A 25,139-nucleotide genomic window follows, 5' to 3' on the forward strand; every position below is an offset into this window, starting at 1 on the left:
ACCACCCAAGCGGTGATTGGGGAAGATGGCCAGACGGCAACGTTCACCATCCAAACCGTGGACGATAACCTGGCTGAAGGCAGCGAAGCGTTCACGGTCAGCGTTGAGAGTGTGGTCGATGGCGACGACAACCCGATTTTCGAAGAGCTGGATTTAACCAACGCCAGCCAAGAGACGAGCATCACCGATGAAACGGATCCGGACGACCGAGACGCAGCCGTTGTCACGCTGACCGGTCCAAGCACCATCGTGGAAGGCGAGGAGAGTGCCACTTATACGGCCACGCTAAGCAGTCCTGCTCCGGTGGGCACCATCGTCAACCTCACCTACACCTACACTACAGCGTCCAATGAAGACATCGTTGAAACCACCCAAGCGGTGATTGGGGAAGATGGCCAGACGGCGACGTTCACCATCCAAACCGTGGATGACAACCTAGCCGAAGGCAGCGAAGCGTTCACGGTCAGCGTAGAAAGTGTGGTGGATGGCGACGACAACCCTATTTTCGAAGAGCTGGATTTAACCAACGCCAGCCAAGAGACGAGCATCACCGATGAAACGGATCCGGACGACCGAGACGCAGCTGTCGTCACGCTGACCGGTCCAAGCACCATCGTGGAAGGGGAAGAGAGTACCGACTACACCGTGACCTTGAGCACGCCAGCGCCAGTGGGCACCATCGTGAATCTCACCTACACCTACACTACGGCGTCGAATGAAGACATCGTTGAGACCACCCAAGCAGTGATTGGGGAGGATGGCCAAACGGCGACGTTCACCATCCAAACGGTGGATGACAACTTGGCTGAAGGCAGCGAAGCGTTCACGGTCAGTGTAGAGAGCGTGGTCGATGGCGACGACAACCCTATTTTCGAAGAGCTGGATTTAACCAACGCCAGCCAAGAGACGAGCATCACCGATGAAACGGATCCGGACGACCGAGACGCAGCCGTTGTCACGCTGACCGGTCCAAGCACCATCGTGGAAGGGGAAGAGAGTACCGACTACACCGTGACCTTGAGCACGCCAGCGCCAGTGGGCACCATCGTGAATCTCACCTACACCTACACTACGGCGTCGAATGAAGACATCGTTGAGACCACCCAAGCAGTGATTGGGGAGGATGGCCAAACGGCGACGTTCACCATCCAAACGGTGGATGACAACTTGGCTGAAGGCAGCGAAGCGTTCACGGTCAGCGTAGAAAGTGTGGTGGATGGCGACGACAACCCTATTTTCGAAGAGCTGGATTTAACCAACGCCAGCCAAGAGACGAGCATCACCGATGAAACGGATCCGGACGACCGAGACGCAGCTGTCGTCACGCTGACCGGTCCAAGCACCATCGTGGAAGGGGAAGAGAGTACCGACTACACCGTGACCTTGAGCACGCCAGCGCCAGTGGGCACCATCGTGAATCTCACCTACACCTACACTACGGCGTCGAATGAAGACATCGTTGAGACCACCCAAGCAGTGATTGGGGAGGATGGCCAAACGGCGACGTTCACCATCCAAACGGTGGATGACAACCTGGCTGAAGGCAGCGAAGCGTTCACGGTCAGCGTAGAAAGTGTGGTGGATGGCGACGACAACCCTATTTTCGAAGAGCTGGATTTAACCAACGCCAGCCAAGAGACGAGCATCACCGATGAAACGGATCCGGACGACCGAGACGCAGCCGTTGTCACGCTCACTGGCCCAAGCACCATCGTGGAAGGCGAGGAGAGTGCCACTTATACGGCCACGCTAAGCAGTCCTGCTCCGGTGGGCACCATCGTCAACCTCACGTACACCTACACCACGGCGTCGAACGAAGACATCGTTGAGACCACCCAAGCGGTGATTGGGGAAGATGGCCAAACGGCGACGTTCACCATCCAAACCGTGGATGACAACCTGGCTGAAGGCAGGAAGCGTTCACGGTCAGTGTAGAGAGCGTGGTCGATGGCGACGACAACCCTATTTTCGAAGAGCTGGATTTAACCAACGCCAGCCAAGAGACGAGCATCACCGATGAAACGGATCCGGACGACCGAGACGCAGCCGTTGTCACGCTGACCGGTCCAAGCACCATCGTGGAAGGGGAAGAGAGTACCGACTACACCGTGACCTTGAGCACGCCAGCGCCAGTGGGCACCATCGTGAATCTCACCTACACCTACACTACGGCGTCGAATGAAGACATCGTTGAGACCACCCAAGCAGTGATTGGGGAGGATGGCCAAACGGCGACGTTCACCATCCAAACGGTGGATGACAACCTGGCTGAAGGCAGCGAAGCGTTCACGGTCAGCGTAGAAAGTGTGGTGGATGGCGACGACAACCCTATTTTCGAAGAGCTGGATTTAACCAACGCCAGCCAAGAGACGAGCATCACCGATGAAACGGATCCGGACGACCGAGACGCAGCCGTTGTCACGCTCACTGGCCCAAGCACCATCGTGGAAGGGGAAGAGAGTGCCACTTATACGGCCACGCTAAGCAGTCCTGCTCCGGTGGGCACCATCGTCAACCTCACGTACACCTACACCACGGCGTCGAACGAAGACATCGTTGAGACCACCCAAGCGGTGATTGGGGAAGATGGCCAAACGGCGACGTTCACCATCCAAACCGTGGATGACAACCTAGCCGAAGGCAGTGAAGCGTTCACGGTCAGCGTAGAAAGTGTGGTGGATGGCGACGACAACCCTATTTTCGAAGAGCTGGATTTAACCAACGCCAGCCAAGAGACGAGCATCACCGATGAAACGGATCCGGACGACCGAGACGCAGCCGTTGTCACGCTGACCGGTCCAAGCACCATCGTGGAAGGGGAAGAGAGTACCGACTACACCGTGACCTTGAGCACGCCAGCGCCAGTGGGCACCATCGTCAACCTCACCTACACCTACACTACGGCGTCGAATGAAGACATCGTTGAGACCACCCAAGCAGTGATTGGGGAGGATGGCCAAACGGCGACGTTCACCATCCAAACGGTGGATGACAACTTGGCTGAAGGCAGCGAAGCGTTCACGGTCAGCGTAGAAAGTGTGGTGGATGGCGACGACAACCCTATTTTCGAAGAGCTGGATTTAACCAACGCCAGCCAAGAGACGAGCATCACCGATGAAACGGATCCGGACGACCGAGACGCAGCCGTTGTCACGCTCACTGGCCCAAGCACCATCGTGGAAGGCGAGGAGAGTGCCACTTATACGGCCACGCTAAGCAGTCCTGCTCCGGTGGGCACCATCGTGAATCTCACGTACACCTACACCACGGCGTCGAACGAAGACATCGTTGAGACCACCCAAGCGGTGATTGGGGAAGATGGCCAGACGGCAACGTTCACCATCCAAACCGTGGACGATAACCTGGCTGAAGGCAGCGAAGCGTTCACGGTCAGCGTTGAGAGTGTGGTCGATGGCGACGACAACCCGATTTTCGAAGAGCTGGATTTAACCAACGCCAGCCAAGAGACGAGCATCACCGATGAAACGGATCCGGACGACCGAGACGCAGCCGTTGTCACGCTGACCGGTCCAAGCACCATCGTGGAAGGCGAGGAGAGTGCCACTTATACGGCCACGCTAAGCAGTCCTGCTCCGGTGGGCACCATCGTCAACCTCACCTACACCTACACTACAGCGTCCAATGAAGACATCGTTGAAACCACCCAAGCGGTGATTGGGGAAGATGGCCAGACGGCGACGTTCACCATCCAAACCGTGGATGACAACCTAGCCGAAGGCAGCGAAGCGTTCACGGTCAGCGTAGAAAGTGTGGTGGATGGCGACGACAACCCTATTTTCGAAGAGCTGGATTTAACCAACGCCAGCCAAGAGACGAGCATCACCGATGAAACGGATCCGGACGACCGAGACGCAGCTGTCGTCACGCTGACCGGTCCAAGCACCATCGTGGAAGGGGAAGAGAGTACCGACTACACCGTGACCTTGAGCACGCCAGCGCCAGTGGGCACCATCGTGAATCTCACCTACACCTACACTACGGCGTCGAATGAAGACATCGTTGAGACCACCCAAGCAGTGATTGGGGAGGATGGCCAAACGGCGACGTTCACCATCCAAACGGTGGATGACAACTTGGCTGAAGGCAGCGAAGCGTTCACGGTCAGCGTAGAAAGTGTGGTGGATGGCGACGACAACCCTATTTTCGAAGAGCTGGATTTAACCAACGCCAGCCAAGAGACGAGCATCACCGATGAAACGGATCCGGACGACCGAGACGCAGCCGTTGTCACGCTCACTGGCCCAAGCACCATCGTGGAAGGCGAGGAGAGTGCCACTTATACGGCCACGCTAAGCAGTCCTGCTCCAGTGGGCACCATCGTGAATCTCACCTACACCTACACCACGGCGTCGAACGAAGACATCGTTGAGACCACCCAAGCAGTGATTGGGGAAGATGGCGAGACGGCGACGTTCACCATCCAAACGGTGGATGACAACTTGGCTGAAGGCAGTGAAGCGTTCACGGTCAGCGTTGAGAGTGTGGTGGATGGCGACGATAACCCTATTTTCGAAGAGCTGGATTTAACCAACGCCAGCCAAGAGACGAGCATCACCGATGAAACGGATCCGGACGACCGAGACGCAGCCGTTGTCACGCTCACTGGCCCAAGCACCATCGTGGAAGGCGAGGAGAGTGCCACTTATACGGCCACGCTAAGCAGTCCTGCTCCGGTGGGCACCATCGTCAACCTCACGTACACCTACACCACGGCGTCGAACGAAGACATCGTTGAGACCACCCAAGCGGTGATTGGGGAAGATGGCCAAACGGCGACGTTCACCATCCAAACCGTGGATGACAACCTGGCTGAAGGCAGCGAAGCGTTCACGGTCAGCGTAGAAAGTGTGGTGGATGGCGACGACAACCCTATTTTCGAAGAGCTGGATTTAACCAACGCCAGCCAAGAGACGAGCATCACCGATGAAACGGATCCGGACGACCGAGACGCAGCCGTTGTCACGCTCACTGGCCCAAGCACCATCGTGGAAGGGGAAGAGAGTGCCACTTATACGGCCACGCTAAGCAGTCCTGCTCCGGTGGGCACCATCGTCAACCTCACGTACACCTACACCACGGCGTCGAACGAAGACATCGTTGAGACCACCCAAGCGGTGATTGGGGAAGATGGCCAAACGGCGACGTTCACCATCCAAACCGTGGATGACAACCTGGCTGAAGGCAGTGAAGCGTTCACGGTCAGCGTAGAAAGTGTGGTGGATGGCGACGACAACCCTATTTTCGAAGAGCTGGATTTAACCAACGCCAGCCAAGAGACGAGCATCACCGATGAAACGGATCCGGACGACCGAGACGCAGCCGTTGTCACGCTCACTGGCCCAAGCACCATCGTGGAAGGCGAGGAGAGTGCCACTTATACGGCCACGCTAAGCAGTCCTGCTCCGGTGGGCACCATCGTGAATCTCACGTACACCTACACCACGGCGTCGAACGAAGACATCGTTGAGACCACCCAAGCGGTGATTGGGGAAGATGGCCAGACGGCAACGTTCACCATCCAAACCGTGGACGATAACCTGGCTGAAGGCAGCGAAGCGTTCACGGTCAGCGTTGAGAGTGTGGTGGATGGCGACGACAACCCGATTTTCGAAGAGCTGGATTTAACCAACGCCAGCCAAGAGACGAGCATCACCGATGAAACGGATCCGGACGACCGAGACGCAGCCGTTGTCACGCTGACCGGTCCAAGCACCATCGTGGAAGGCGAGGAGAGTGCCACTTATACGGCCACGCTAAGCAGTCCTGCTCCGGTGGGCACCATCGTCAACCTCACCTACACCTACACTACAGCGTCCAATGAAGACATCGTTGAAACCACCCAAGCGGTGATTGGGGAAGATGGCCAGACGGCGACGTTCACCATCCAAACCGTGGATGACAACCTAGCCGAAGGCAGCGAAGCGTTCACGGTCAGCGTAGAAAGTGTGGTGGATGGCGACGACAACCCTATTTTCGAAGAGCTGGATTTAACCAACGCCAGCCAAGAGACGAGCATCACCGATGAAACGGATCCGGACGACCGAGACGCGGCCGTCGTCACGCTGACCGGTCCATCTAGCGTTAATGAAGGTGACTTCACTGGAGTGTATACGGCACTTTTAGATAGTGCTGTTCCAGAGGGGTCGATTATCAAGTTTACATACACTTATACCACAGCCTCAAACTTGGATATTGTAGAGACTTCTCAGGCCACAGTTGGTGATGATGGTTTAACAGCAACCTTTACCATTCAAACGCTACAAGATGGCCAGATTGAGGGTGATGAAGTATTTAGCGTCAGCGTTAGCGCTGTAGAAACTCCAGGAGGACAACCAATATTTGAAGCGCTCGACCTATCTCAAGCGACACAAGAGACGACGATAGTCGAGCTTAATAACCCACCACAAGTCACGGATTTCGAGCTCTATGCGAGCGACGACAATATCCCGCTCGACTTCTCTGACTTCATTACTGACTTGGAGGATGACCAAGACCCTGGCAAAGTCACCATGATAAAAATCGAGGAGGAACCAGCATACGGTCAGCTCTACTTTATTACTGATGTCAACGGTGATCCTGTACGATTCGACCTAGAAGCCGGGGATATGATCGCGGAAACTCATGATATCTATTACGATGTCGACGTTGCGTTTGATGCCACGATTGATGGCTTTACGGGTGACCTGGCTGAGCTAGAAGAGCAAGGGATCATTTTAACCGGTGGTACCTATGCGGGTGACGCTCCTCATGACAACTTGACGCAGGAATCGATAGGTTTTGATGGCGCGGGTGTTCTAAAACAGAGAGGCTACTTTACTCAGCGAGCAGCTGAAAGTGGCCAGGGTAAAGAGACTGAATCTGAAACTAAAGAGTACATGTCAGTCAAGTTCCAAAGTGGGCTGGTGAATACCCTCGCGATCGGTATTGGTGCGATGACAGGCTCGTTTAACAATGGCGATTCGAAAGTATTTGTTTATCTCTATGCCGATGGTGTGTTGCTTGACCCTGATCCAATTGTTGTGAACGGCCCCGATAGCAGTTCATCGAAGCAAGCGTTGATAAACGTTGACTCTGATGTCGCTTTCGATGAGTTCAGGATCATTCCTGTAGATGATAGTGGCCAGAATGCGGGGTTTGTGCTCCAAAGCATAGAAATTATTGAGGCACAGATTGAAGATCAGTTCGTGTATAGCGCAGTTGATGCTGATGGTCTTGCTAGCACGGATACCGCTACGGTTGATGTGAATATCCTTTCTAAAGGTAATCTAGACCTCACCGATGAACTCGATTACGCAGTACAAGGCGGTAGCGGTGTTACCGTGATACATGGCACAGACGGTAACGATCTGCTTATCGGCGGTGCCGGTGATGATGTGATGACTGGTGGTGAAGGTAACGATATCTTTAAATGGGCCGAATCTGATCTCGACGGTGGCTACGATGTCATCAAAGATTTCTCGCAAGAAAATGGCAATGATGATGTTATTGACCTTTCAGACCTATTTGATGATGACGATACCTTAGCAGATCTACTGGCTTCGGATGTTATTCAGTCAGAAGAGTTGAATGGCAATACGGTAATCAGCATTGATAAAGGTGATTACAAAACAGTCAGCATTGAACTGGAAGGCGTCGTAGGCGTCGACCTTAACACTATTCTCATCATAAATGAGCCATAGAGCGAGGGCTGCAATGTAGAAGGGAAGTCTAATCGACTTCCCTTTTTGTTAGCTCAGTAAGCCTAACCGACCTTAAGTTTCCAAAGGTTAGTCTATGAAGTTCGTAGAGCGCTTTTGTGCAATGAAGTCTTCAACATTACCCAGTGTTGTTTCTGCGATATTTTCGAGAGCGTCTGTGGTCAGAAACGCTTGGTGCCCTGTGAATAGCACATTGTGACATGCCGATAGGCGACGAAAGACGTCATCGACAATCACATCGTTGGATTTATCTTGGAAAAATAGCTCCTTTTCACTCTCGTACACGTCCAAGCCTAGTGCACCTATTCGACCCTGTTTGAGCGCTTCTATTGCAGCAGATGCGTCCAAAAGCTCTCCTCGACTGGTGTTGATAATCATCACGCCATCTTTCATCTTACTGAAAGCGGTAGCATCGAGAAGGTGGTAGTTTTCTGGCTGCATTGGGCAGTGCAGTGAAATCACATCTGATTTGCTGATCAATTCATCGAGCTCGCGGTAGGTTGCTCCGAGTTCTGTAACCGCATCATTTGGGTAAGGGTCATAACAAAGCACGTTCATGCCTAGTCCACGAAGGATACGAATGGTCGCTATGCCTATCTTTCCGGTGCCTATGATACCCGCCGTTCGTCCGTGGAAGTTGAATCCAACCAGGCCTTCTAATGAAAAGTTTGCGTCTCTGGTGCGCTGAAACGCCTTATGGAAGCGGCGGTTTAGCGTCATCATCATGCCGACAGCGTGCTCGGCAATGGCTTCTGGAGAGTATGCAGGAACACGAGCCACTTGAATGTTTAGTTCTTTCGCAGCTTCTAGGTCGACGTTGTTAAACCCAGCGCAGCGCATGGCAATCATCTTAATACCACGATGAGCGAGCTGCTCTAGCACTGGCCTCGATAAATCATCATTCACGAAAGCACAGACGACGTCGTGTCCTTTTGCCATTTTTGCTGTTTTCTCATTGAGTCCAAAGCTATAGAACTGATAGTGCAATGGTCTTGACCCTTTCGCGCTTTCAAAAGCCACTTCGTCGTAAGACTTGGCGCTAAAAAATACAATACTGGTCATTATTATTCCTCACTCTTGGGCTAACGGTGTCTTGGACTAACGATAGTGTAGTTGAGCGTGTCTGTTAGCAAAGTATCACACCCTTAATACGTAGATAAACCGAGCACCTGTGTGGGTATATAACGCGAAGTGATGAGATAGAATTGAGTAAGATTCTATATGTCGTCAAATGGCAATTTTTTGTGAAAGTGATTGGTTACTATGTGCTCACACATTGAGATACCAACATCATTGAAAGAGAGTAAAGTGTATGGGTATTTGGCGTTCGCGCTCGAGTTTTTTTCTAGTCTCTAGCTATTTGTTAATAAAGAAAAAAGTAGTTAAAAACGAAAAAGCCCGCTCAATGGTAAGCCATGAGCGGGCTTTTTGTTGAGAGGCTTAGCTTGCTGCTCTTACTTTGCCCTCTCTCAAGTCATTAAGTACCCGAGCTTTTGGACCATCAGCGATGATTGTTCCTTTCTCCATTACGATGACTCGGTCTACGACCTCAAGCATAGAAGTTTTGTGAGTGATTAAAACCAGTGTCTCTGATTCTTTGAGCTGCTTGAGCTGCGTTTTAATGTGCAGTTCGGAGCGGTTATCCATCGAGCTAGTCGGTTCATCCATAATTAAGATTGGTGGACGTGCCAAGAAGGCGCGAGCAATGGCGACAGCTTGACGTTGACCACCTGAGAGAAGCAATCCACCTTCACCAACTTGTCTCTCTAACCCCGCCGGATCTTGCTGGGTAAATACCGTTACACCGGCTCGGTTTGCTGCATCCATCACGTCTCGGTCATCGACGAGTGGTCGGCCCAGCGTAATGTTGTCTCGAATGGAACCATAGAACAGCGCGCAATCTTGTGGAACACAGCCTATGTTGCGTCTTACGTCTACGTGATGAAGCTGAGCGATGTCAGTTTCATCGATACGCACATGACCCTCTGTGGGCTGGTACAAGCCCATAATGAGGCGCTCAAGAGTTGTCTTACCTGAACCGATACGACCGATAATAGCGACTTTCTCACCAGGCTCTATTGTTAGGCTCAAATCTCGAATCGAGGCCATTGGTGAGTCTGGATAGTGGAAGGTCACACGATCAAGCTCAATCTTACCTTGGATGATAGGGCGGTGAATGTAGCGCTTACCTTCCTCTTGCTCGTCCGGCATCGCCATTACTTGCTCGATAATGGTCATCGATGACTTAGCTTGGTTATAGCGGGTCGAAAGCAGTGAAAGCTGCACTAGAGGCCCAATCGCACGACTACTCAACATGGTTGCGGCGATTAGACCACCCATGGTGAGTTCGCTTTCTGCAATTAAGTAGACACCAAGGATAATCATACCGATGTTGGAAGATTGCTGAACAAACCCCGCGGTGTTTTGAATGCCGTCGGTGATACGTTTGCTCTTAATATTCCAGTTAGCCATGTGAGCGACTGCTTCTTCCCAGCGATACTGGTATTGGCTTTGTGCACCGAAGATTTTGACCGTTTCAAGACCTGCCAAACTCTCAATTAAGTTCGCGTATTTTTGCGACGCCAATCGGGAGCCCTCTTCAATGGTCTTTCTCAAAGGACCTTGAATGAGCAGTGAGTAGGTGATGAGTATCACTACGCCAACAATAGGGATGATGACGAGGTTACCCGCCATGAGCCAAATGATGACCAAGAACAAGAGTGCAAAAGGAAGATCGATCAGTGATGCAATGGTCGCTGATGTGAAGAACTCTCGTATTGATTCGAACTCTTGCAAATGGCGCGCAAATGCGCCAACCGATGGCGGTCTGGACTCCATTCGGATCCCCATGACCTTACTGAACAGCTTTGAGGATATCAGGATATCGGATTTCTTACCCGCCACGTCGATAAAGTAACTGCGCATCAACTTGAGAACGAGGTCGAAGCCAAACACGACGAAGATACCGGCGGCGAGCACCCAGAGCGTCTCGAAGGCAAGATTGGGTACTACCTTGTCATACACTAATCGAGTGAACAGCGGCGCAGCAATGGCGAAGATGTTGATGAGTAATGAAGCGATTAACACATCTCGATAAATGCGTTTTGACTCCCACAAAGTTCCCCAGAACCAGTGTCCGTCACGGGTTTTAAGCACCTCTGGAGAACGTTCGTCATAGCGAAACTGTTTCTTCACCAAGAAGTAGCGACCCGTGTACTGCTCTATCAGATCATCAAGACCAATTGAGATGGGTACCATGCCTGACTCAAGCGTGATGACTTCCGCTTCTTTACTCTCTTGGTCAATACTATTGAGCACACACGCATCACCGCCTTTGAGCAGCAAGATGACGGGGAATACGATACTGGGGATATCGCCAATGTCTGCGCGATTTTCTTTCGCCACCAAGCCTGCGCGCTCAGCTGAGCGTGGCAGTAAGAACGGAGTAAGCTTGCCAGATGAGAGAGGCAATCCGTTCACCAACGCTTCAGGAGAGTTGGCTAAGCCGTAGTAGCGGCTGATGTAGATAAGCGAGTTAAGTAACGGATCCTTCATGGAATCTGCCTCTGTTATTTGTCCACAATGAAGCCTTGGAATACATCCACAAAGTGCTCAGACAAGAAGTCCAGCTGCGTTTGTGTTTCCACTCGCGAGGCGATCGTTTTAATGCCTAAGTTATGGGCAGTTCTAGAGATAGAGGTGAGCGTAAATTTCTGTTTCTCATCATCAAGTTGGTGAGTGTACAGATAATCGAGTTTCACATAGTCAGGTCTAAACTCATTCAAATACTCCAATGATTGGAAGTTTCGACCATAGTTATCAACACCAAACATGGCGCCAGCGCCGCGGACAGCATTACAGAAAAGCGCGGTGTGGTGCGGATTACTGATAAAGCAGGTCTCTGGGATCTCAAAATGCAGTTTCTCACAGATGCTAGGGTGTTTAGCCAGCTCTTGTGAGATCCAACGAATAAAGCTTGGTTGAGCAATACTGGTCGGTGTGATGTTAATAGCGATAGCATCTGCCATTTCTTGGCGCTCTAGTTTGCGGATAACCGAGATAATCACGTGCTCATCAAAGATATGGCTAGCATCCAGCTGCTCTAGTGCTAGCAGGTATTGGTTAGCGGTATAGCGCTCGCCATCTTTCTCAATCGCAGAGAAGACTTCTCGGTGATAGGTCTCTCCAAAACTGCTGTTGGCTGACTGGAATCGGAAAGTGACTTCGTCATTGTTAATCGCTTCTTCCACCAAGGCGCGCCACTGCTGTTTACCCATGATGACGCCAGTATGCTCGCTTGAGATGTAGCCGTAGTCGATCTCTGGGTTAGATTTCGCTTTGGTTAGCGCATTATCCAACACCGACAGCATTTGTGTGGAATTCTTACGCTCTTCATTAAACACCACACCCAGTGATGCTTTTGCTTTACTAAGACCTGTTGGATCGGCGTTGAGGTCTTGAATACAGGTAATAATACTATTAGCTGCAAACTTTAATTCGTTTTCATCGATGTTAGGGAACACGAAACCAAACTCATCTGTCGAGATTCGCGCAATGACGGTATTCGGCAGGTTAATGGTCATCGACAGCAAGTCCGCCAGTTCACGGACTAGACCGTCACCCGCTTCGTATCCATCGGATTTGTAGGTGTGTTTAATAAACTCTGCATGGAGAATCGCGACACCGCCCAGTGAAGATTCAGACAGCCACTGGTTGAGTTGCCCCATGAAGAATGCACGGTTACCTAAATGAGAAACAGGATCCATGTAGGCGCGCTCGCGAAGCTTCTGCGCTTCTTTTGCTTGTTGTTTAAAGGACTCTTCAACGTGTGCAGACATGCTGTTGATGCCATCAACAACAGCAATCAGATCTTTGGTTTTGGGTCTCAATAGCGGCTCACCAAACTGGCGATTGGCAACCTGTTCCATTTTCTGCACGATGGCGCGCAGAGGGTTAAGAGCGCGGCGCAGAATAAAGGAAATGGAGAGCAGGCCAAGAGCAAAAATACCTAAGAAGGCAGCAGACAATCTCTCGAAAGCAGACCAGAGCTGTGAGTATGCTTCGCCAGGATGGCTGATGATTTCAACTTCGGCGAGTTGCAGCCAGCCACTGGTCACAACTCGAGAGTCGTTGATTGGCGAGAATAGGGAAAGGTTGGTAAACCACTCAGGGACATCGCTTGGCTTGATTGGGTAACTACGGACGATTTCCTCATTGGTTTCGAGAAAAACCAAGCGTACCGTTGAGTAGGTACTGCCGTCAAAAAGCGCGTTAATTACCGATTCAACAGCGACACTATCCTGAGATTTCAGATACGGCGCTAAGGCAAGCCCCACCGTGTTGATGGTGTTGTTTACCTCAGAGCGTTGCTGCTGCTCTAGGAAGTTTCTTGTTGTGTTGAATTCGATGATAAACACCGACGTTAACAGCAGCACAAATACTGCTATCATGCCGACCACTAGCTGTCTGTATAGTGTCATAATTATTTACTCGTCGTAATTTACCTTTGGTTTCCGTAACGTTAATGAGCGCTCGCGACTGCGCAAATCATTCCATAATTTAAGTCTCGACGACTTTCCGGCTAACTTGCCTTGGGTAGTTTTCATGGTCCATAGGTTGCGACCATTAAAGCTGTATATCGGTAATAGATCGCCGCGTTTAGACGCGGGCTTTATGTCGCCGATTAGGTTGTCCAAGATCAGCGGTTGAGAACGAGGGGTTTCGTAGTAAGCGAGAACCATGTGGAACTGGTTCAGTTCTATCGCCTTGACGTACACTAGACGGAGTTTTTGATCTGAGATCCCAAGCTCTAGCAGCGAGAAGTATTTAGCGATTGTGAAATCTTCGCAGTCGCCTGCATTGCTTCCTAGAAACTCTAACGGGGTTGCCCAGTAGTCCTTTTTTCCCCACAAGCGAATATCGTCGACAAAGTTGAGCTGATTGAAGAACTCGTTTACGCCAATCAATTGTTGCTGCTCGGATTTACCCTGTAAACCAGCCAGTACGGAACGCCATGTCTGGACTCGTTTTCCAGCTCTGTCTCCGTATGTCTTGGTCACTGTGCTAATCCAACGCTGCTCTTGTTTGGTATAGGCGTCACTTGTTCCCGCTAGCGATATTGCTACCGCGGCGGCACAGCCTATTAATGCAAACTTTATTCTGGCGCGCAGACGCTCCGTGCGCTCACTCTTAATCACTCAGTCCCTTTTACTCTCTAAGAGCGTTATTTTGTGCGCTTAGTATCGGTTTAAGCAGGTAATCCAGCACCGTGCGTTTACCGGTAATAATGTCCACCGATGCGGTCATGCCAGGAATAATCGGCAAGGTTTCATCGTGACCAAAATTGGTCTTGTCTGTTCTTACTCGGACGATATAGAAGCTATTACCTTCTTCGTCTTGAGTTGTATCCGCGCTAATGTGTTCAAGTGTTCCGTCCAAGCCGCCATACTTTGTAAAATCGTAGGCACTGAACTTCACGATAGCGTGTAAATCTGGGCGTAAAAACGCGATGTCTTGTGGGGCAATTTTGGCTTCAACTAGCAGGGTGTCTTCCGTTGGGACGATCTCAACGATATCCATCCCCGGCTGGATTACGCCGCCTACCGTATTGATGTTGAGTGTTTTCACCGTTCCATTTACTGGAGAAACCACGACCGTTCGGTTCACTCTGTCTTCAAGGCCAACGGCTGACTCTGTCATAGAGGAAAGGCGGTCTTGCGCTTCATTGAGTTTTTCTTGTTGCTCTGAGCGGAATTTCTGTGCGATGTCGATACGGCTCAGTTTCGCTTCCTCGATGGCAGAGCGTAGAGCCGGCAATTTAAGCTCCGTTGAAGTAAGTTCTCGTCTTGTGTCGTTGACCTGTCGTTGTAGCTTAAGCAGTTCAACTTTTGGAACGACACCTTCATCGGCTAGAGGCTTAGTGATGTTTAGCTCGTCGCGAGCTAGGTTGTAGCCGTTTCTTAGGTTGCGAACTCGGGCTTGCATCTCAACGAGGTCTTGCTGTTTTTGTCTTACCTGTTGATCAATGACTGATAGTTCGTTTCGAAGCTCATTGAGATCCTGTCGGTATTCCGCTCTTTGGCGAGAAACCAAACTCTTGTTGTTTTCTTCGAACGTAGGGGGGTAGGCGAGTTTGGTGGTATCGAGAGTGACAGATTGTCGCCAGTCACTTCCTGATTTTGATTCATCGATAATTACACTGGTTAGCGAAGCGGAGAGTTGCAAAACGCTCGCCGTTAGATTGAGTACTTGCTGTTCGCGCTCGCGAAAATCTGAGCGGAATCGCGTATCGTCGATAAGTAGCAGTTGCTGTCCTTGGGTAACGATGTCGCCCTCACGAATAAGGATCTCTTTTACCAAGCCACCTTCGAGGTTTTGAATGACCTGAACTTGAGAGGAAGGGATGACTTTTCCTTGGCCAACGGTAACCTTATCGATCTCTGCCCATGCAGCCCAGGCCACTGCACAAACAAAAAATAGCAACATGACCCAGAGCATGATTCTGGCGCTGGTGGGCGTATTGAGCAGCAAAGCAGCGGTTTTGTCGTCGATATAATCCAGTTCGGCGTCCGACACCTTTTTGTATTCTTTCTTGTCCATATTTCATCCGAAATGGTCTGTTTAGGATGCGACTAATGTTTTGATTCTATTACTAACACTGTCTATCTGTAACCTCTTCTTAACGAAAGAGTCGATCCATACTGCATTATTGGGCGTAGTTCAGTAGGTAACCTGTCGCTGAGGGTGACATCCTTTTCATCTATTACCCAAAAGTTTAGCAGTGACGGGGTGAATATAAAGTAATGAATTATCGAAATAATGTCTGGTCAGCGAAAACCCATCACCAATTCATTACAAACTAGGAGATGGATTTCAAAAATCGATGACCAGAAGGGGAATTCGGGTTGTTTTCTGCCACATATCAGCGCAGAATTCACAAAAAAGTGAGGAGTTGTTATGGGAATTGAAGATATTCGCCGCGAATACTCGAAAGGTGGTTTGCGTCGTAAAGACTTAGCGGATGACCCTATTGTCCAATTCAATAAATGGCTAGAGCAGGCAGTGGAAGCCAAGCTGACTGATCCTACCGCTATGACAGTGGCAACCGTTGACGAAAACGGCATGCCTTTTCAACGCATTGTGCTGCTTAAGAACGTTGATGAAAATGGGTTTGTGTTTTACACCAACCTTGGCAGTCGCAAAGCTCAGCAGATAGAGCACAATAACAAAGTGAGCCTGCACTTCCCTTGGCACAACCTAGAGCGTCAGGTACATATCACTGGCGTGGCTGAGAAGCTGACGGCGATGGAAAACATGAAGTACTTTACCTCTCGTCCGAAAGAGAGCCAATTGGCAGCGATTGCCAGTAAACAAAGTAGCCGTATCTCGGCTCGTGGCGTATTGGAGGGTAAGTTCTTAGAACTTAAGCAGAAGTTTGCAAAAGGTGAGATTCCTGTTCCGACGTTTTGGGGCGGCTACCGTATTCGTCCAGAGTCGATAGAATTCTGGCAAGGCGGCGAGCACCGCCTGCATGATCGTTTTCTGTTCAGTAAGGATGGAACGGGTCATTGGGAAGCGGAACGTTTAGCGCCGTAACTCTTTTTTTTATATGCATTGTATTTGAGTTGCTTTTGCCTTTGAGTAACGAGATTTATCTAAGCTGCGGTTTTCGCAGCTTTTTTTATAACTTCAAGCGAATTTAGTACAAATTACAAGCACCGTAACTTGTCTCAACATGATCATCGTTCCGGAAGCTTGATCAAGTAAGGATCCTTTTTCCATGTTTACTACTTTTGCAAATGCGTAACGTTCAAGTGAGTAAGCACAAGGGCTAGAGCGATTAGTTTTTCCAAATTGGATGTAAATGGGTATACTCCGCGGATCGAAATTCAACTTACATGGCGGCCGGAAACATGGTTAAACGAAACAATGACATCCTTGATCATGCTTCCTCGGCACCTAAAATCATCAAGCCTGCAGAAATCGTACGATTGCCTTCGCATATGGACTCTCACGAGCATCACTATACCCAAGTGGTCATCGGCCTAAAGGGAAAGTCCGAGTTCGAAGTGGGCGGAATTGGCAACCTTGTAGGGCCCGGACAGGGCTGCGTGGTGACATCAAACCTTGATCATGCTTTCGGCGGTGTGATTGATCAGCCAGATATCTTAGTGCTGAATATGCCATTGCCGAGTGATGACGATCCAGTTCTTCTTCAACGAATCAATGAGTTATCGCAAAGTAAAACCTACTTCCAGCTTGATATTCAGATCCAAAAGCTGATTCAAATGCTGGTGGCAGAGATGAAAAGCAGTCCGGATGATCTGCTGCTTAGCCGTGCATGTAACGATACGGTGGTTGCTCTGTTGCAGCGCCATATCTCGGAGCTAAAAACCTCGCTGCGGGACTCTCGCTTTGACCTTGAGCAGATCGATCGTTACATCGAGCAGCATCTTGCTCACAAGATCTCTGTCGCTCAGTTGGCGGGCAGTGTCTTTCTTGGCGAGAGTCAGTTCCATATGCTGTTCAAAGAGCAATTGGGAATTACCCCTCATCAGTACGTGCTTAATAAGCGTGTCGATGCGGCGAAACGCTACATCGAGCAAGGTCACCTAAACCTAGGACAGATTGCTGAGCTGACAGGCTTCTCCGGGCAAAGCACCTTCACACATGCCTTTTCGAGGTTGCAAGGTATGTCACCGTCTCAATATCGTAAACGCTTCACTTAGCCTGCTACCGCGTTGATTATTGGGATTCGCTGTCAATGCAAATCATCATGGCATCGGGACGCCAATACTCAAACTCGCAATCCATCAACACTCCATCTTGCTTGTAGTTAACTCGGCAGATCTTGAGCACAGGTTGCCCCTCTGCCAAGTTGAGCGCTTTGGCGACATGATTCGGCGCTGACGTTGGAATCACATCGAAGTGTGAGCGCCTTGTCTCGTAACCGTACTTTTCTTGATAGCACTGGGTGAGAGATAGGGTTAGGTTCTCATTTAAAATGCTGGGAAACAGCGAGGCAATTAGGCAATTCTCCACAAACAGTACCACGCGCCCATCGATATATCTCAGTCGCTCAATGACATGAATCGGTGTAATGGTGTCAACCGACAGCGCTTTGGCATATTCGCCCCTTGCCATCTCACTTCGAACATTTACTAGCTTGGTTTCTGCTATTCGGTCTTGTTCGCGAATCATTTGATGAAAGTGACTACGTGACAATGGGTTATAGCGAATACGCTGCGGTGAAACGTACCAGCCACGGCGCTCTTCTCGATAGATCAAGCCTTCGGTTTCAAGCGAGGTAAGGGCATCCTTAATAGTAATTCGAGTGGTGGAGAAGAGTTCACTCAACTCACGCTCAGAAGGCAGTTTTTGCCCAGCCTGCATGATGTTTCCTGAGATTTGCTCTCGTATGGTGGTTTTGATTTTCGCGAGCTGGGTGAGGGGTTTCATTGTTGTGATCTAGTCCATTAGCGTATAGATGAACAAGATACGACAGCTTGGTAACAGTTTTATGAAGGCTTAGACCTCATCTTGATTTAATCGTAACCTGCTCACTTTTAAGATCTTTCTTAACTATGACGTTATCAAAACCCAGCTTCGCTCAAAATCAGCAATAATTAAAACTCAGTCCGACTAAATTAATAACCTCATAATCAAACAACATGAAAAAACTCAATCTCGCTTTTATCGCTCTAGTTATCACAGTTCTAGCTGGTTGTTCTTCAACCGCGTCCGTCGATAATGCAAAAACCAACAGTTATGCCCGTTCTCATGAGCTTGTTGGCCAAGCATCTTGGTATGGAAGCAAATACCATGGCAAGCGCACCGCAAGTGGGGAGCGATATAACATGAGAGCCTATACTGCGGCTCATAAAACGCTTCCTTTCGGCACCATTGTTAGGGTGACGAATACCAACAATGGTAAAAGCGTCGATGTGAAAATCAATGACCGTGGTCCTTTTGTCAAAGGGCGAGTGATTGATCTTTCGCGAAAGTCGTTTGAGCAGATTGGGAACATCAATGCTGGTACTTTACCGGTAAAAATTGATGTGATTGATGATAGTAATACGTTTAGGTATAAGCACTAAGTCTTCTCTTCCAGATCCAAAATGGCCGTCATCCCACTGGCCGTGCGCCTACGCAGGCAGGGATCTTCTTCAAGCGCGCACCAAGCCTCGAATAGATTCCTGCCTGCGCAGGAATGACGCGCGTTGAGAGCTAGCTCTCCACCCACTCCTTTCATCAAACTGACGCATTTCTGCCATTTAACCTCCACAAAACCGTCAAAAACTCTGCCCTAAATTGTCACATTTGCGAAATAGCATAAAAAGTGAACTTACTGACCTAGTCCAGAAGGATAGAGACAATGAAAACTTTGCTTAACCGTGCAAGTATCGCAAAACTTGGCACTGCCACTTTGATTGCTGCGGCGATCTCTTCGACTGCTATGGCTGACGACAGCGTGAAAGCTCTTGCTGAGGCTGCCAAAAAAGAAGGAGCGGTTTACAGTGTGGGTATGCCTGGTAGCTGGGCAAACTGGAAAGATACTTGGAATGACCTTACGTCGACTTACGGCTTGAAGCACCAAGACACTGATATGAGCTCGGCGCAAGAGATTGCTAAGTTTGAAGCGGAAAAGAAAAATGCCACAGCGGATATCGGTGATGTGGGTTTCGCCTTTGCACGCGTAGCGGTACAAAAGGGTGTAACGCAACCTTATAAACCAACGACTTGGAATGACATTCCTGATTGGGCGAAAGACAAAGATGGACACTGGGCTCTGGCGTATACCGGTACTATCGCGTTTATCTCGAATAATAACCTAGTGAAAGACGCGCCGACTTCTTGGCAAGACGTCTTGGAGGGTGACTACAAGGTCACTGTTGGAGACGTAGGTGTTGCAGCACAGGCAAACAACGCCGTACTAGCCGCAGCGTTTGCTAATGGCGGTGATGAATCTAACCTTAAACCTGCTATCGAGTTCTTTTCAAAGCTGGCTAAACAGGGTCGTCTGTCATTCACAGACCCAAGCATTGCGAACCTAGAAAAAGGCGAAGTCGAAGTTGCTATCCTTTGGGACTTCAACGCGCTGAACTACCGTGACCAAATCGACCGTTCGCGCTTTAGCGTTAACATTCCACAAGATGGCTCGGTCATCTCTGGCTACACCACCATCATCAACAAGTACGCGAAGAACCCGAACGCAGCGAAATTGGCTCGTGAGCACATTTTTAGCGACCGTGGTCAAATTAACCTTGCAGAGGGCTACGCTCGCCCAATCCGATCCAATGTTGAGCTGCCAGCATCGATCCAAGAAAAGCTGATCTCAAACGACCAGTACGGCAACGTGCACCCTGTGACGGACTTTAAAGCATGGGAAAAATCAGCACGCCGTCTGCCTCGTCAGTGGCAAGAAAACGTGCTTATTCACCAGCAGTAATTTGAGAACCTAAGTAAGAGGTAAGTATGAGCAATAAGGTCATTCTTGTTGTCCTCGATGGTCTCAATTATCAAGTAGCCCGTGATTGCATGGGCTACTTGAACGGCTTAATCGAGCAGAAAAAAGCAACCCTATACCCAATTCAGTGTGAGCTTCCATCCATGTCGAGGCCACTCTATGAGTGTATTTTGACTGGGGTGCCACCTGTCTTAAGCGGCATTGTTAACAATCAAATTGTCCGCCTATCGAATCAAGAATCCATCTTTAGTCTCGCCAAATCACAGGGTAAGGTAACGGCGGCGGCTGCTTATCACTGGGTGAGCGAACTCTACAACCGAGCCCCGTATGATGCAGTGCGTGACCGTTTCACCGACGATGAGTCACTCAACATTCAGCATGGACGTTTCTATCATTGGGATCACTACCCTGATGAGGCTTTGTTCCTCGATGCGGAATCACTCCGACAGCAGTTCAATCCAGATTTTCTCCTAATCCATCCAATGAATATCGACGATGCAGGGCACAAGCATGGCTTGGATTCGAGGCAATATCGAAACAGCGCTCGTGCTGCGGATATCTACCTATCGAACTACATCAGTACTTGGGTTGATGCGGGCTATCAAGTGATGGTGACCAGTGATCACGGCATGAACGACGACCTTTCGCACGGCGGCATCTTGCCTGAAGAGCGTGAAGTCCCATTGTTTGTCATTGGTGACACCTTTACCCACACTGATACAACCGTGAAGCAAACGGAGCTTTGTGGACTGTGTTGTCAGCTTCTTGGGCTTGAGCATCGTAAACCTTATGCACCGGAAATGATCGCGCTATGAGTAGCTCAGTAATCGCAACGCCGAGTAATGGCAGCACGCAGTCTCGTCAGGGCGCGTCTCTATGGAATCGTTTTAAACCCGTGCTGTGGCTCGCGCCCTTTGTGCTGTTTTTCTATCTGTTCCAGCTCGCGCCAATGGTTTGGGTGTTTTTTAATAGCTTTCAATACGATGGCGAGTTCTCGCTGGATAATTACCTAGAGGTATTTGACTCTAGTTTTATGATCCAAGCCTTTAGTAACAGTATTTGGTTGTCGGTGTGGTCGAGTGTGATTGGTCTCGCCATTGCTGCGCTGCTGGTGTCATCACTACGCAGAGTCGACAGCAGGCTGCGCGATGGTGTGATTGCCTTTACTAACATGAGCAGTAACTTCGCTGGCGTGCCTCTAGCGTTCGCCTTTATCATCATTTTGGGTGTCAACGGTGCAGTTACGCTGCTCCTAAAGCAGTATGGTTTAATCGAGGGGTTTAACCTCTATGGTAAATGGGGACTTCTGGTCATCTACATTTACTTCCAGATCCCGTTAGGTGTGCTGCTGTTGTATCCCGCGTTTGATGCGCTGCAAGATGATTGGCAGTCCGCGTCGGCGCTGCTTGGTGCGAAAACACATCAGTATTGGACTCAGGTTGCACTACCGGTGCTGTCTCCCGCGCTGCTCGGTACCTTCATTATCTTGATTGCTAACGCGATGGGCGCATACGCCAGCGTCTATGCGCTGACTACGGGCAACTACAACGTTATTACCGTGCGTATCGCGAGTTTGGTATCGGGCGATTTGTTCCTAGAGCCGAATCTTGCCGCCGCTATTTCTGTGATTCTAATGGCGATTCTCGCCTTCATTACGGTTATCAATCAGTGGCTATTGTCGAGGAGTTATCATGCTTCAAAATAGCAAATCTCTCGCTAGCAAAAAGCTAACAAGCATTGTTAGTACTTACTATCATAAAGCCGTTGTTTATGGAATCGTTGGACTGATGCTGATTCCGATCATCGCGACCTTAGTGTATTCCCTGTCATCAAGTTGGGGAGCCACCATATTACCCGATGGCTTTACCTTCAATTGGTACATTCAGCTGCTTACCGACTCACGCTTTCTTGAGGCATTTGGGCGTTCGCTGTTGGTTTGCTTCGCTGCCTTAGCGTTGAGTGTGGTGTTGATCCTACCGGCGATTTTTGTGGTGTTTTACTACTTTCCAAAGCTCGACAAAGTGATGAACGTGCTTATTCTGCTGCCGTTCGCAGTGCCGCCAGTGGTCTCTTCGGTGGGACTATTACAGATTTATGCTGACAGTGCGGTGCCTTTGGTTGGCACGCCATGGATCTTAATTGGCACCTACTTCACCATCGCGCTGCCGTTTATGTATCGTGCGATATCCAACAGTTTCGAAGCGATCAACTTGAACGATTTGATGGACGCTGCGCACTTACTAGGCGCGAGCACGACCAAGGCGTTTCTCTTGATCATCGTTCCGAATTTGAAGAAGGGTTTGTTGGCGTCGCTTTTCTTATCTTTCTCTTTCCTATTGGGGGAGTTTGTGTTCGCCAATATCTTGGTGGGAACTCGTTACGAAACGCTGCAAATCTATCTCTATAACATGCGTCAAACCAGTGGTCATTTTACCTCTGCGTTAGTGATGACATACTTTTCCTTTATCTTCCTACTGACATGGCTTGCCAGCCGTTTTAGCAGTCAACAACAAAAGGGCAAATCATGAGCTACGTATCTGTTAGTCAACTTACCAAACGATTCGGCAATAACACGGTTTTCGAAGACATTGACTTCACCATCGAGAAAGGGGAATTCATTACTCTGCTCGGGCCCAGTGGCTGCGGAAAATCGACGCTACTTCGCAGTTTGGCAGGACTGAACCCTGTAGAGGGTGGTCAGGTTTTGGTGGATGGTGTCGATATCACGCACGCTGCGCCTCAGCAGCGAGGCATTGGCATGGTATTTCAATCCTACGCTCTATTCCCGAATATGACGGTGACAGAGAACATAGCGTTCGGTCTTAAGATGCAAAAGTTGGCTAAAGTGGAGATAGAGCGTGAGGTTGCCAAGGTGATCGAGCTGGTGGAATTGACAGGCAAAGAGAAACAGTACCCGCACCAGCTATCCGGTGGCCAAAGACAGCGCGTTGCCCTTGCTAGAGCTTTGGTGGTGAAGCCGAGGATCTTGCTATTGGATGAGCCGTTGTCTGCTTTGGATGCCAAGATCCGTAAGAATCTTCGCCAGCAAATCCGCACCATTCAGAAAGAGCTAAACCTGACGACTATCTTTGTGACCCATGATCAAGAAGAGGCGATGATCATGTCTGATCGTATCTTCTTGATGAATAAAGGCGAGATTGTCCAGCAAGGTGAGCCTGAAGCCATTTATACCCATCCAGTAAACGAGTTCGTTGCTGGCTTTATGGGTCATTACAATCTGGTGGAAGCAGCACAAGCAAAATCGCTATTTGATCTGGAAGTGAACAGCAAAGTCGCTATTCGTCCTGAATCTATCTATGTGCGCGAGCAAGGGCGTCAGTATGGAGAGCATATTTCTGCACCGCGAACTGGGATCATTAAAAATCACCAGTTGCTGGGTAACGTGATTCGTTACCAAGTGGATGTAGATGATTGCGAGCTTACTGTCGACTTGCTGAACCGCTCATCAGAGCGCTTGCTGTCTGTTGGTAGTCAATTGGAGCTGCTGTTTAACCTAAACGAAATTCAACCCGTGAGAGCCTAGAATGTCTAAACCCCTTTATGTATTCGATATGGACGAGACGCTGTTTGATGCGGATTGTGCCATGCTGTGGAACCGATTCTTGGTGGAAAAAGGGATAGCGACCGCACCTGATTTTTTGGAAGAAGACAAACGCCTAATGGCTCTCTATGCACAAGGTAATATGGATATGGAAGATTATTTGAAGTTTTCCATGTCGCCTCTGTCTGGCGTGTCAAAAGAGGCCGTCTCTTTGCTGGTGGAGCAGTGCATTGATGAGAAAATCATGCCTCGTTTTTTCCCCAAGCAGCGATACTGATTGAGCAGCTTAAGCGTGACAACATTCAGACGGTGATCATCTCTGCATCTGTGAGTTTCTTGGTGTCGGCCATCGGTAAACGTATTGGAATTGATGAGGCGATGGGGATTGATTTGGCGGAAGAGGGCGGCTGTTACACCGCTCGAATCGACGGCATTCCGACTTATCGAGAAGGCAAAGTGGCGAGGCTAGAGCAATGGCTGATAGAGAGCACGACGCAGTACTCGGAAATCCACTTCTATACCGATTCTATTAATGACCGACCGCTGTGTGAGTTTGCTGACTACGCTTACTTAGTGAACCCGTGTCCTCTGCTCAAAGCGCTCGGTGACAAGAAGGACTGGCAGCAGCTTGATTGGTCTTTGTAATCAATTTATACCGAGCTAATCAAAATGGGCTCAACCTTTTGAGATAGGTTGAGCCCTCTGCTTTTTAAATACTCACATTACGCTTACGCGACGTAATGTATCGATACAGCAATCCAATAATGGCACTCACCATCAACAGTAAACTGGTGACAACCAGCGTTTTAGAGATCATCTCTTGATAGTCATAAAGCCTTGGATGAATCATTATCCATTTACCTGCGAGCAGCAGTACCAAACACCAAATGACAGAGCTGGTGATGCTAATGCTCAGCGTGCGCCAAAAACTCAGTTTCGATAGCCCCATCAGCATCGGAGTCAACACACGAACGAACGGAATGAAGCGCGAGATAAATAGCGATAAGAAGCCATATTTTCCCAAAAGACGTTTTGCCTTGGGGAGTGAGTCTTCGGGTAACACTCGGGTGAGAAAGGGCATAAATCGAGTTTGGTGCAATACCCGACCCTGTAGGTAGGCATTGATACTACCGAGTGAAGCGGCGCCACATAACGCTGCAGCAGCGGGGTAAAAATCGATAATTCCTAAACCCACCAAACCGCCCACAAATAACACCAAGCTGTCGCCTGGCAGAGGCAAAAAGACGAAACTGGATTCAAGCAGCAGTATCACCGCTAGTAGAATTATGAATCCCTTTAATGAGCTCACGCTTTGCAGCGTTTCAAAATCGTGGTGCCAAACGGCGACTAAAATCTCTTGCATAGGGTGTCCTAACACGTGTTGTCATCAAAC

General features: G+C 49.7%; 17 protein-coding genes and 1 pseudogene. 11 read left to right on the plus strand and 7 right to left on the minus strand.

Annotated features, from left to right (window positions below; translation table 11 throughout):
• Positions 1-12: 12 nt before the first annotated feature.
• Together AC6I8U_RS21240 and AC6I8U_RS21245 are read left to right on the plus strand one after the other, a co-directional pair.
• On the plus strand, positions 13-1,935 hold the full coding sequence (locus tag AC6I8U_RS21240) for a Calx-beta domain-containing protein (protein WP_498018425.1): 1,923 nt from the start codon (positions 13-15) through the stop codon (positions 1,933-1,935).
• A 5-nt stretch (positions 1,936-1,940) separates the two neighbouring features.
• Positions 1,941-7,700, plus strand: coding sequence for a Calx-beta domain-containing protein (locus AC6I8U_RS21245; protein ID WP_498018426.1), 5,760 nt, complete (start codon positions 1,941-1,943; stop codon positions 7,698-7,700).
• An 87-nt stretch (positions 7,701-7,787) separates the two neighbouring features.
• Here the strand turns inward: AC6I8U_RS21245 and AC6I8U_RS21250 are convergent, their stop codons facing one another.
• The 5 genes from AC6I8U_RS21250 to AC6I8U_RS21270 form a co-directional block, all read right to left on the minus strand.
• Positions 7,788-8,780, minus strand: coding sequence for a 2-hydroxyacid dehydrogenase (locus AC6I8U_RS21250; protein WP_498018427.1), 993 nt, complete (start codon positions 8,778-8,780; stop codon positions 7,788-7,790).
• A 378-nt stretch (positions 8,781-9,158) separates the two neighbouring features.
• Positions 9,159-11,273, minus strand: a complete 2,115-nt coding sequence (locus AC6I8U_RS21255; RefSeq protein WP_498018428.1) for a type I secretion system permease/ATPase — start codon at positions 11,271-11,273, stop codon at positions 9,159-9,161.
• Between the two features lie 14 nt (positions 11,274-11,287).
• A complete protein-coding gene (locus AC6I8U_RS21260) occupies positions 11,288-13,198 on the minus strand; it encodes a bifunctional diguanylate cyclase/phosphodiesterase (protein ID WP_446566632.1) in 1,911 nt (636 codons plus the stop codon).
• Between the two features lie 6 nt (positions 13,199-13,204).
• Positions 13,205-13,861: a transglutaminase-like cysteine peptidase gene (locus AC6I8U_RS21265; RefSeq protein WP_498019616.1), complete on the minus strand. Its 657-nt coding sequence runs from the start codon at positions 13,859-13,861 to the stop codon at positions 13,205-13,207.
• A 64-nt stretch (positions 13,862-13,925) separates the two neighbouring features.
• Positions 13,926-15,317 (minus strand): HlyD family type I secretion periplasmic adaptor subunit, encoded by a 1,392-nt coding sequence (locus AC6I8U_RS21270; RefSeq protein ID WP_498018429.1) that lies wholly within the window; start codon positions 15,315-15,317, stop codon positions 13,926-13,928.
• Between the two features lie 357 nt (positions 15,318-15,674).
• On the opposite strand from AC6I8U_RS21270, the gene pdxH reads away from it, so the two are divergent.
• A complete protein-coding gene (gene pdxH, locus AC6I8U_RS21275) occupies positions 15,675-16,313 on the plus strand; it encodes a pyridoxamine 5'-phosphate oxidase (protein ID WP_042475029.1) in 639 nt (212 codons plus the stop codon).
• A 317-nt stretch (positions 16,314-16,630) separates the two neighbouring features.
• Positions 16,631-17,446, plus strand: a complete 816-nt coding sequence (locus tag AC6I8U_RS21280) for an AraC family transcriptional regulator (RefSeq protein ID WP_498018430.1) — start codon at positions 16,631-16,633, stop codon at positions 17,444-17,446.
• A 16-nt stretch (positions 17,447-17,462) separates the two neighbouring features.
• On the opposite strand, the gene AC6I8U_RS21285 is transcribed toward AC6I8U_RS21280, so the two are convergent.
• Positions 17,463-18,176 (minus strand): UTRA domain-containing protein, encoded by a 714-nt coding sequence (locus tag AC6I8U_RS21285; RefSeq protein ID WP_498018431.1) that lies wholly within the window; start codon positions 18,174-18,176, stop codon positions 17,463-17,465.
• Between the two features lie 212 nt (positions 18,177-18,388).
• Here AC6I8U_RS21285 and AC6I8U_RS21290 point away from each other — a divergent pair, with 212 nt between their 5' ends.
• The 7 genes and pseudogenes from AC6I8U_RS21290 (at position 18,389) to AC6I8U_RS21320 (ending at position 24,391) form a co-directional block, all read left to right on the plus strand.
• Positions 18,389-18,814 carry a septal ring lytic transglycosylase RlpA family protein gene (locus AC6I8U_RS21290; protein WP_498018432.1) on the plus strand — a complete coding sequence of 142 codons (426 nt, stop codon included), beginning with the start codon at positions 18,389-18,391 and terminating at the stop codon, positions 18,812-18,814.
• 278 nt (positions 18,815-19,092) lie between these two features.
• On the plus strand, positions 19,093-20,166 hold the full coding sequence (locus AC6I8U_RS21295; RefSeq protein WP_498018433.1) for an ABC transporter substrate-binding protein: 1,074 nt from the start codon (positions 19,093-19,095) through the stop codon (positions 20,164-20,166).
• Positions 20,167-20,192: 26 nt separating this feature from the next.
• A complete protein-coding gene (locus AC6I8U_RS21300; protein ID WP_498018434.1) occupies positions 20,193-20,999 on the plus strand; it encodes an alkaline phosphatase family protein in 807 nt (268 codons plus the stop codon).
• A complete protein-coding gene (locus tag AC6I8U_RS21305) occupies positions 20,996-21,889 on the plus strand; it encodes an ABC transporter permease (protein ID WP_498018435.1) in 894 nt (297 codons plus the stop codon). Before AC6I8U_RS21300 ends, AC6I8U_RS21305 begins: the two co-directional genes overlap by 4 nt.
• An 82-nt stretch (positions 21,890-21,971) precedes the next feature.
• Positions 21,972-22,712, plus strand: coding sequence for an ABC transporter permease (locus AC6I8U_RS21310; protein ID WP_498019617.1), 741 nt, complete (start codon positions 21,972-21,974; stop codon positions 22,710-22,712).
• Positions 22,709-23,728: an ABC transporter ATP-binding protein gene (locus tag AC6I8U_RS21315; RefSeq protein WP_498018436.1), complete on the plus strand. Its 1,020-nt coding sequence runs from the start codon at positions 22,709-22,711 to the stop codon at positions 23,726-23,728. The genes AC6I8U_RS21310 and AC6I8U_RS21315 overlap by 4 nt, the downstream gene beginning before the upstream one ends.
• Before the next feature lies 1 nt (position 23,729).
• A pseudogene (locus tag AC6I8U_RS21320) lies at positions 23,730-24,391 on the plus strand (HAD family hydrolase).
• 64 nt (positions 24,392-24,455) lie between these two features.
• Here the strand turns inward: AC6I8U_RS21320 and AC6I8U_RS21325 are convergent.
• Positions 24,456-25,109 (minus strand): DedA family protein, encoded by a 654-nt coding sequence (locus AC6I8U_RS21325; protein ID WP_498018437.1) that lies wholly within the window; start codon positions 25,107-25,109, stop codon positions 24,456-24,458.
• Positions 25,110-25,139: the final 30 nt, after the last annotated feature.

It is taken from the genome of Vibrio sp. KUL80, assembly GCF_059725495.1.

Coding starts and splice junctions, on each gene's coding strand:
- AC6I8U_RS21250 (WP_498018427.1), bottom strand. CDS start 8,780: ATGACCAGTATTGTATTTTTTAGCGCCAAGTCTTACGACGAAGTGGCT.
- AC6I8U_RS21255 (WP_498018428.1), bottom strand. CDS start 11,273: ATGAAGGATCCGTTACTTAACTCGCTTATCTACATCAGCCGCTACTAC.
- AC6I8U_RS21260 (WP_446566632.1), bottom strand. CDS start 13,198: ATGACACTATACAGACAGCTAGTGGTCGGCATGATAGCAGTATTTGTG.
- AC6I8U_RS21270 (WP_498018429.1), bottom strand. CDS start 15,317: ATGGACAAGAAAGAATACAAAAAGGTGTCGGACGCCGAACTGGATTAT.
- pdxH (WP_042475029.1), top strand. CDS start 15,675: ATGGGAATTGAAGATATTCGCCGCGAATACTCGAAAGGTGGTTTGCGT.
- AC6I8U_RS21280 (WP_498018430.1), top strand. CDS start 16,631: ATGGTTAAACGAAACAATGACATCCTTGATCATGCTTCCTCGGCACCT.
- AC6I8U_RS21285 (WP_498018431.1), bottom strand. CDS start 18,176: ATGAAACCCCTCACCCAGCTCGCGAAAATCAAAACCACCATACGAGAG.
- AC6I8U_RS21290 (WP_498018432.1), top strand. CDS start 18,389: ATGAAAAAACTCAATCTCGCTTTTATCGCTCTAGTTATCACAGTTCTA.
- AC6I8U_RS21295 (WP_498018433.1), top strand. CDS start 19,093: ATGAAAACTTTGCTTAACCGTGCAAGTATCGCAAAACTTGGCACTGCC.
- AC6I8U_RS21300 (WP_498018434.1), top strand. CDS start 20,193: ATGAGCAATAAGGTCATTCTTGTTGTCCTCGATGGTCTCAATTATCAA.
- AC6I8U_RS21305 (WP_498018435.1), top strand. CDS start 20,996: ATGAGTAGCTCAGTAATCGCAACGCCGAGTAATGGCAGCACGCAGTCT.
- AC6I8U_RS21310 (WP_498019617.1), top strand. CDS start 21,972: ATGCTGATTCCGATCATCGCGACCTTAGTGTATTCCCTGTCATCAAGT.
- AC6I8U_RS21315 (WP_498018436.1), top strand. CDS start 22,709: ATGAGCTACGTATCTGTTAGTCAACTTACCAAACGATTCGGCAATAAC.
- AC6I8U_RS21325 (WP_498018437.1), bottom strand. CDS start 25,109: ATGCAAGAGATTTTAGTCGCCGTTTGGCACCACGATTTTGAAACGCTG.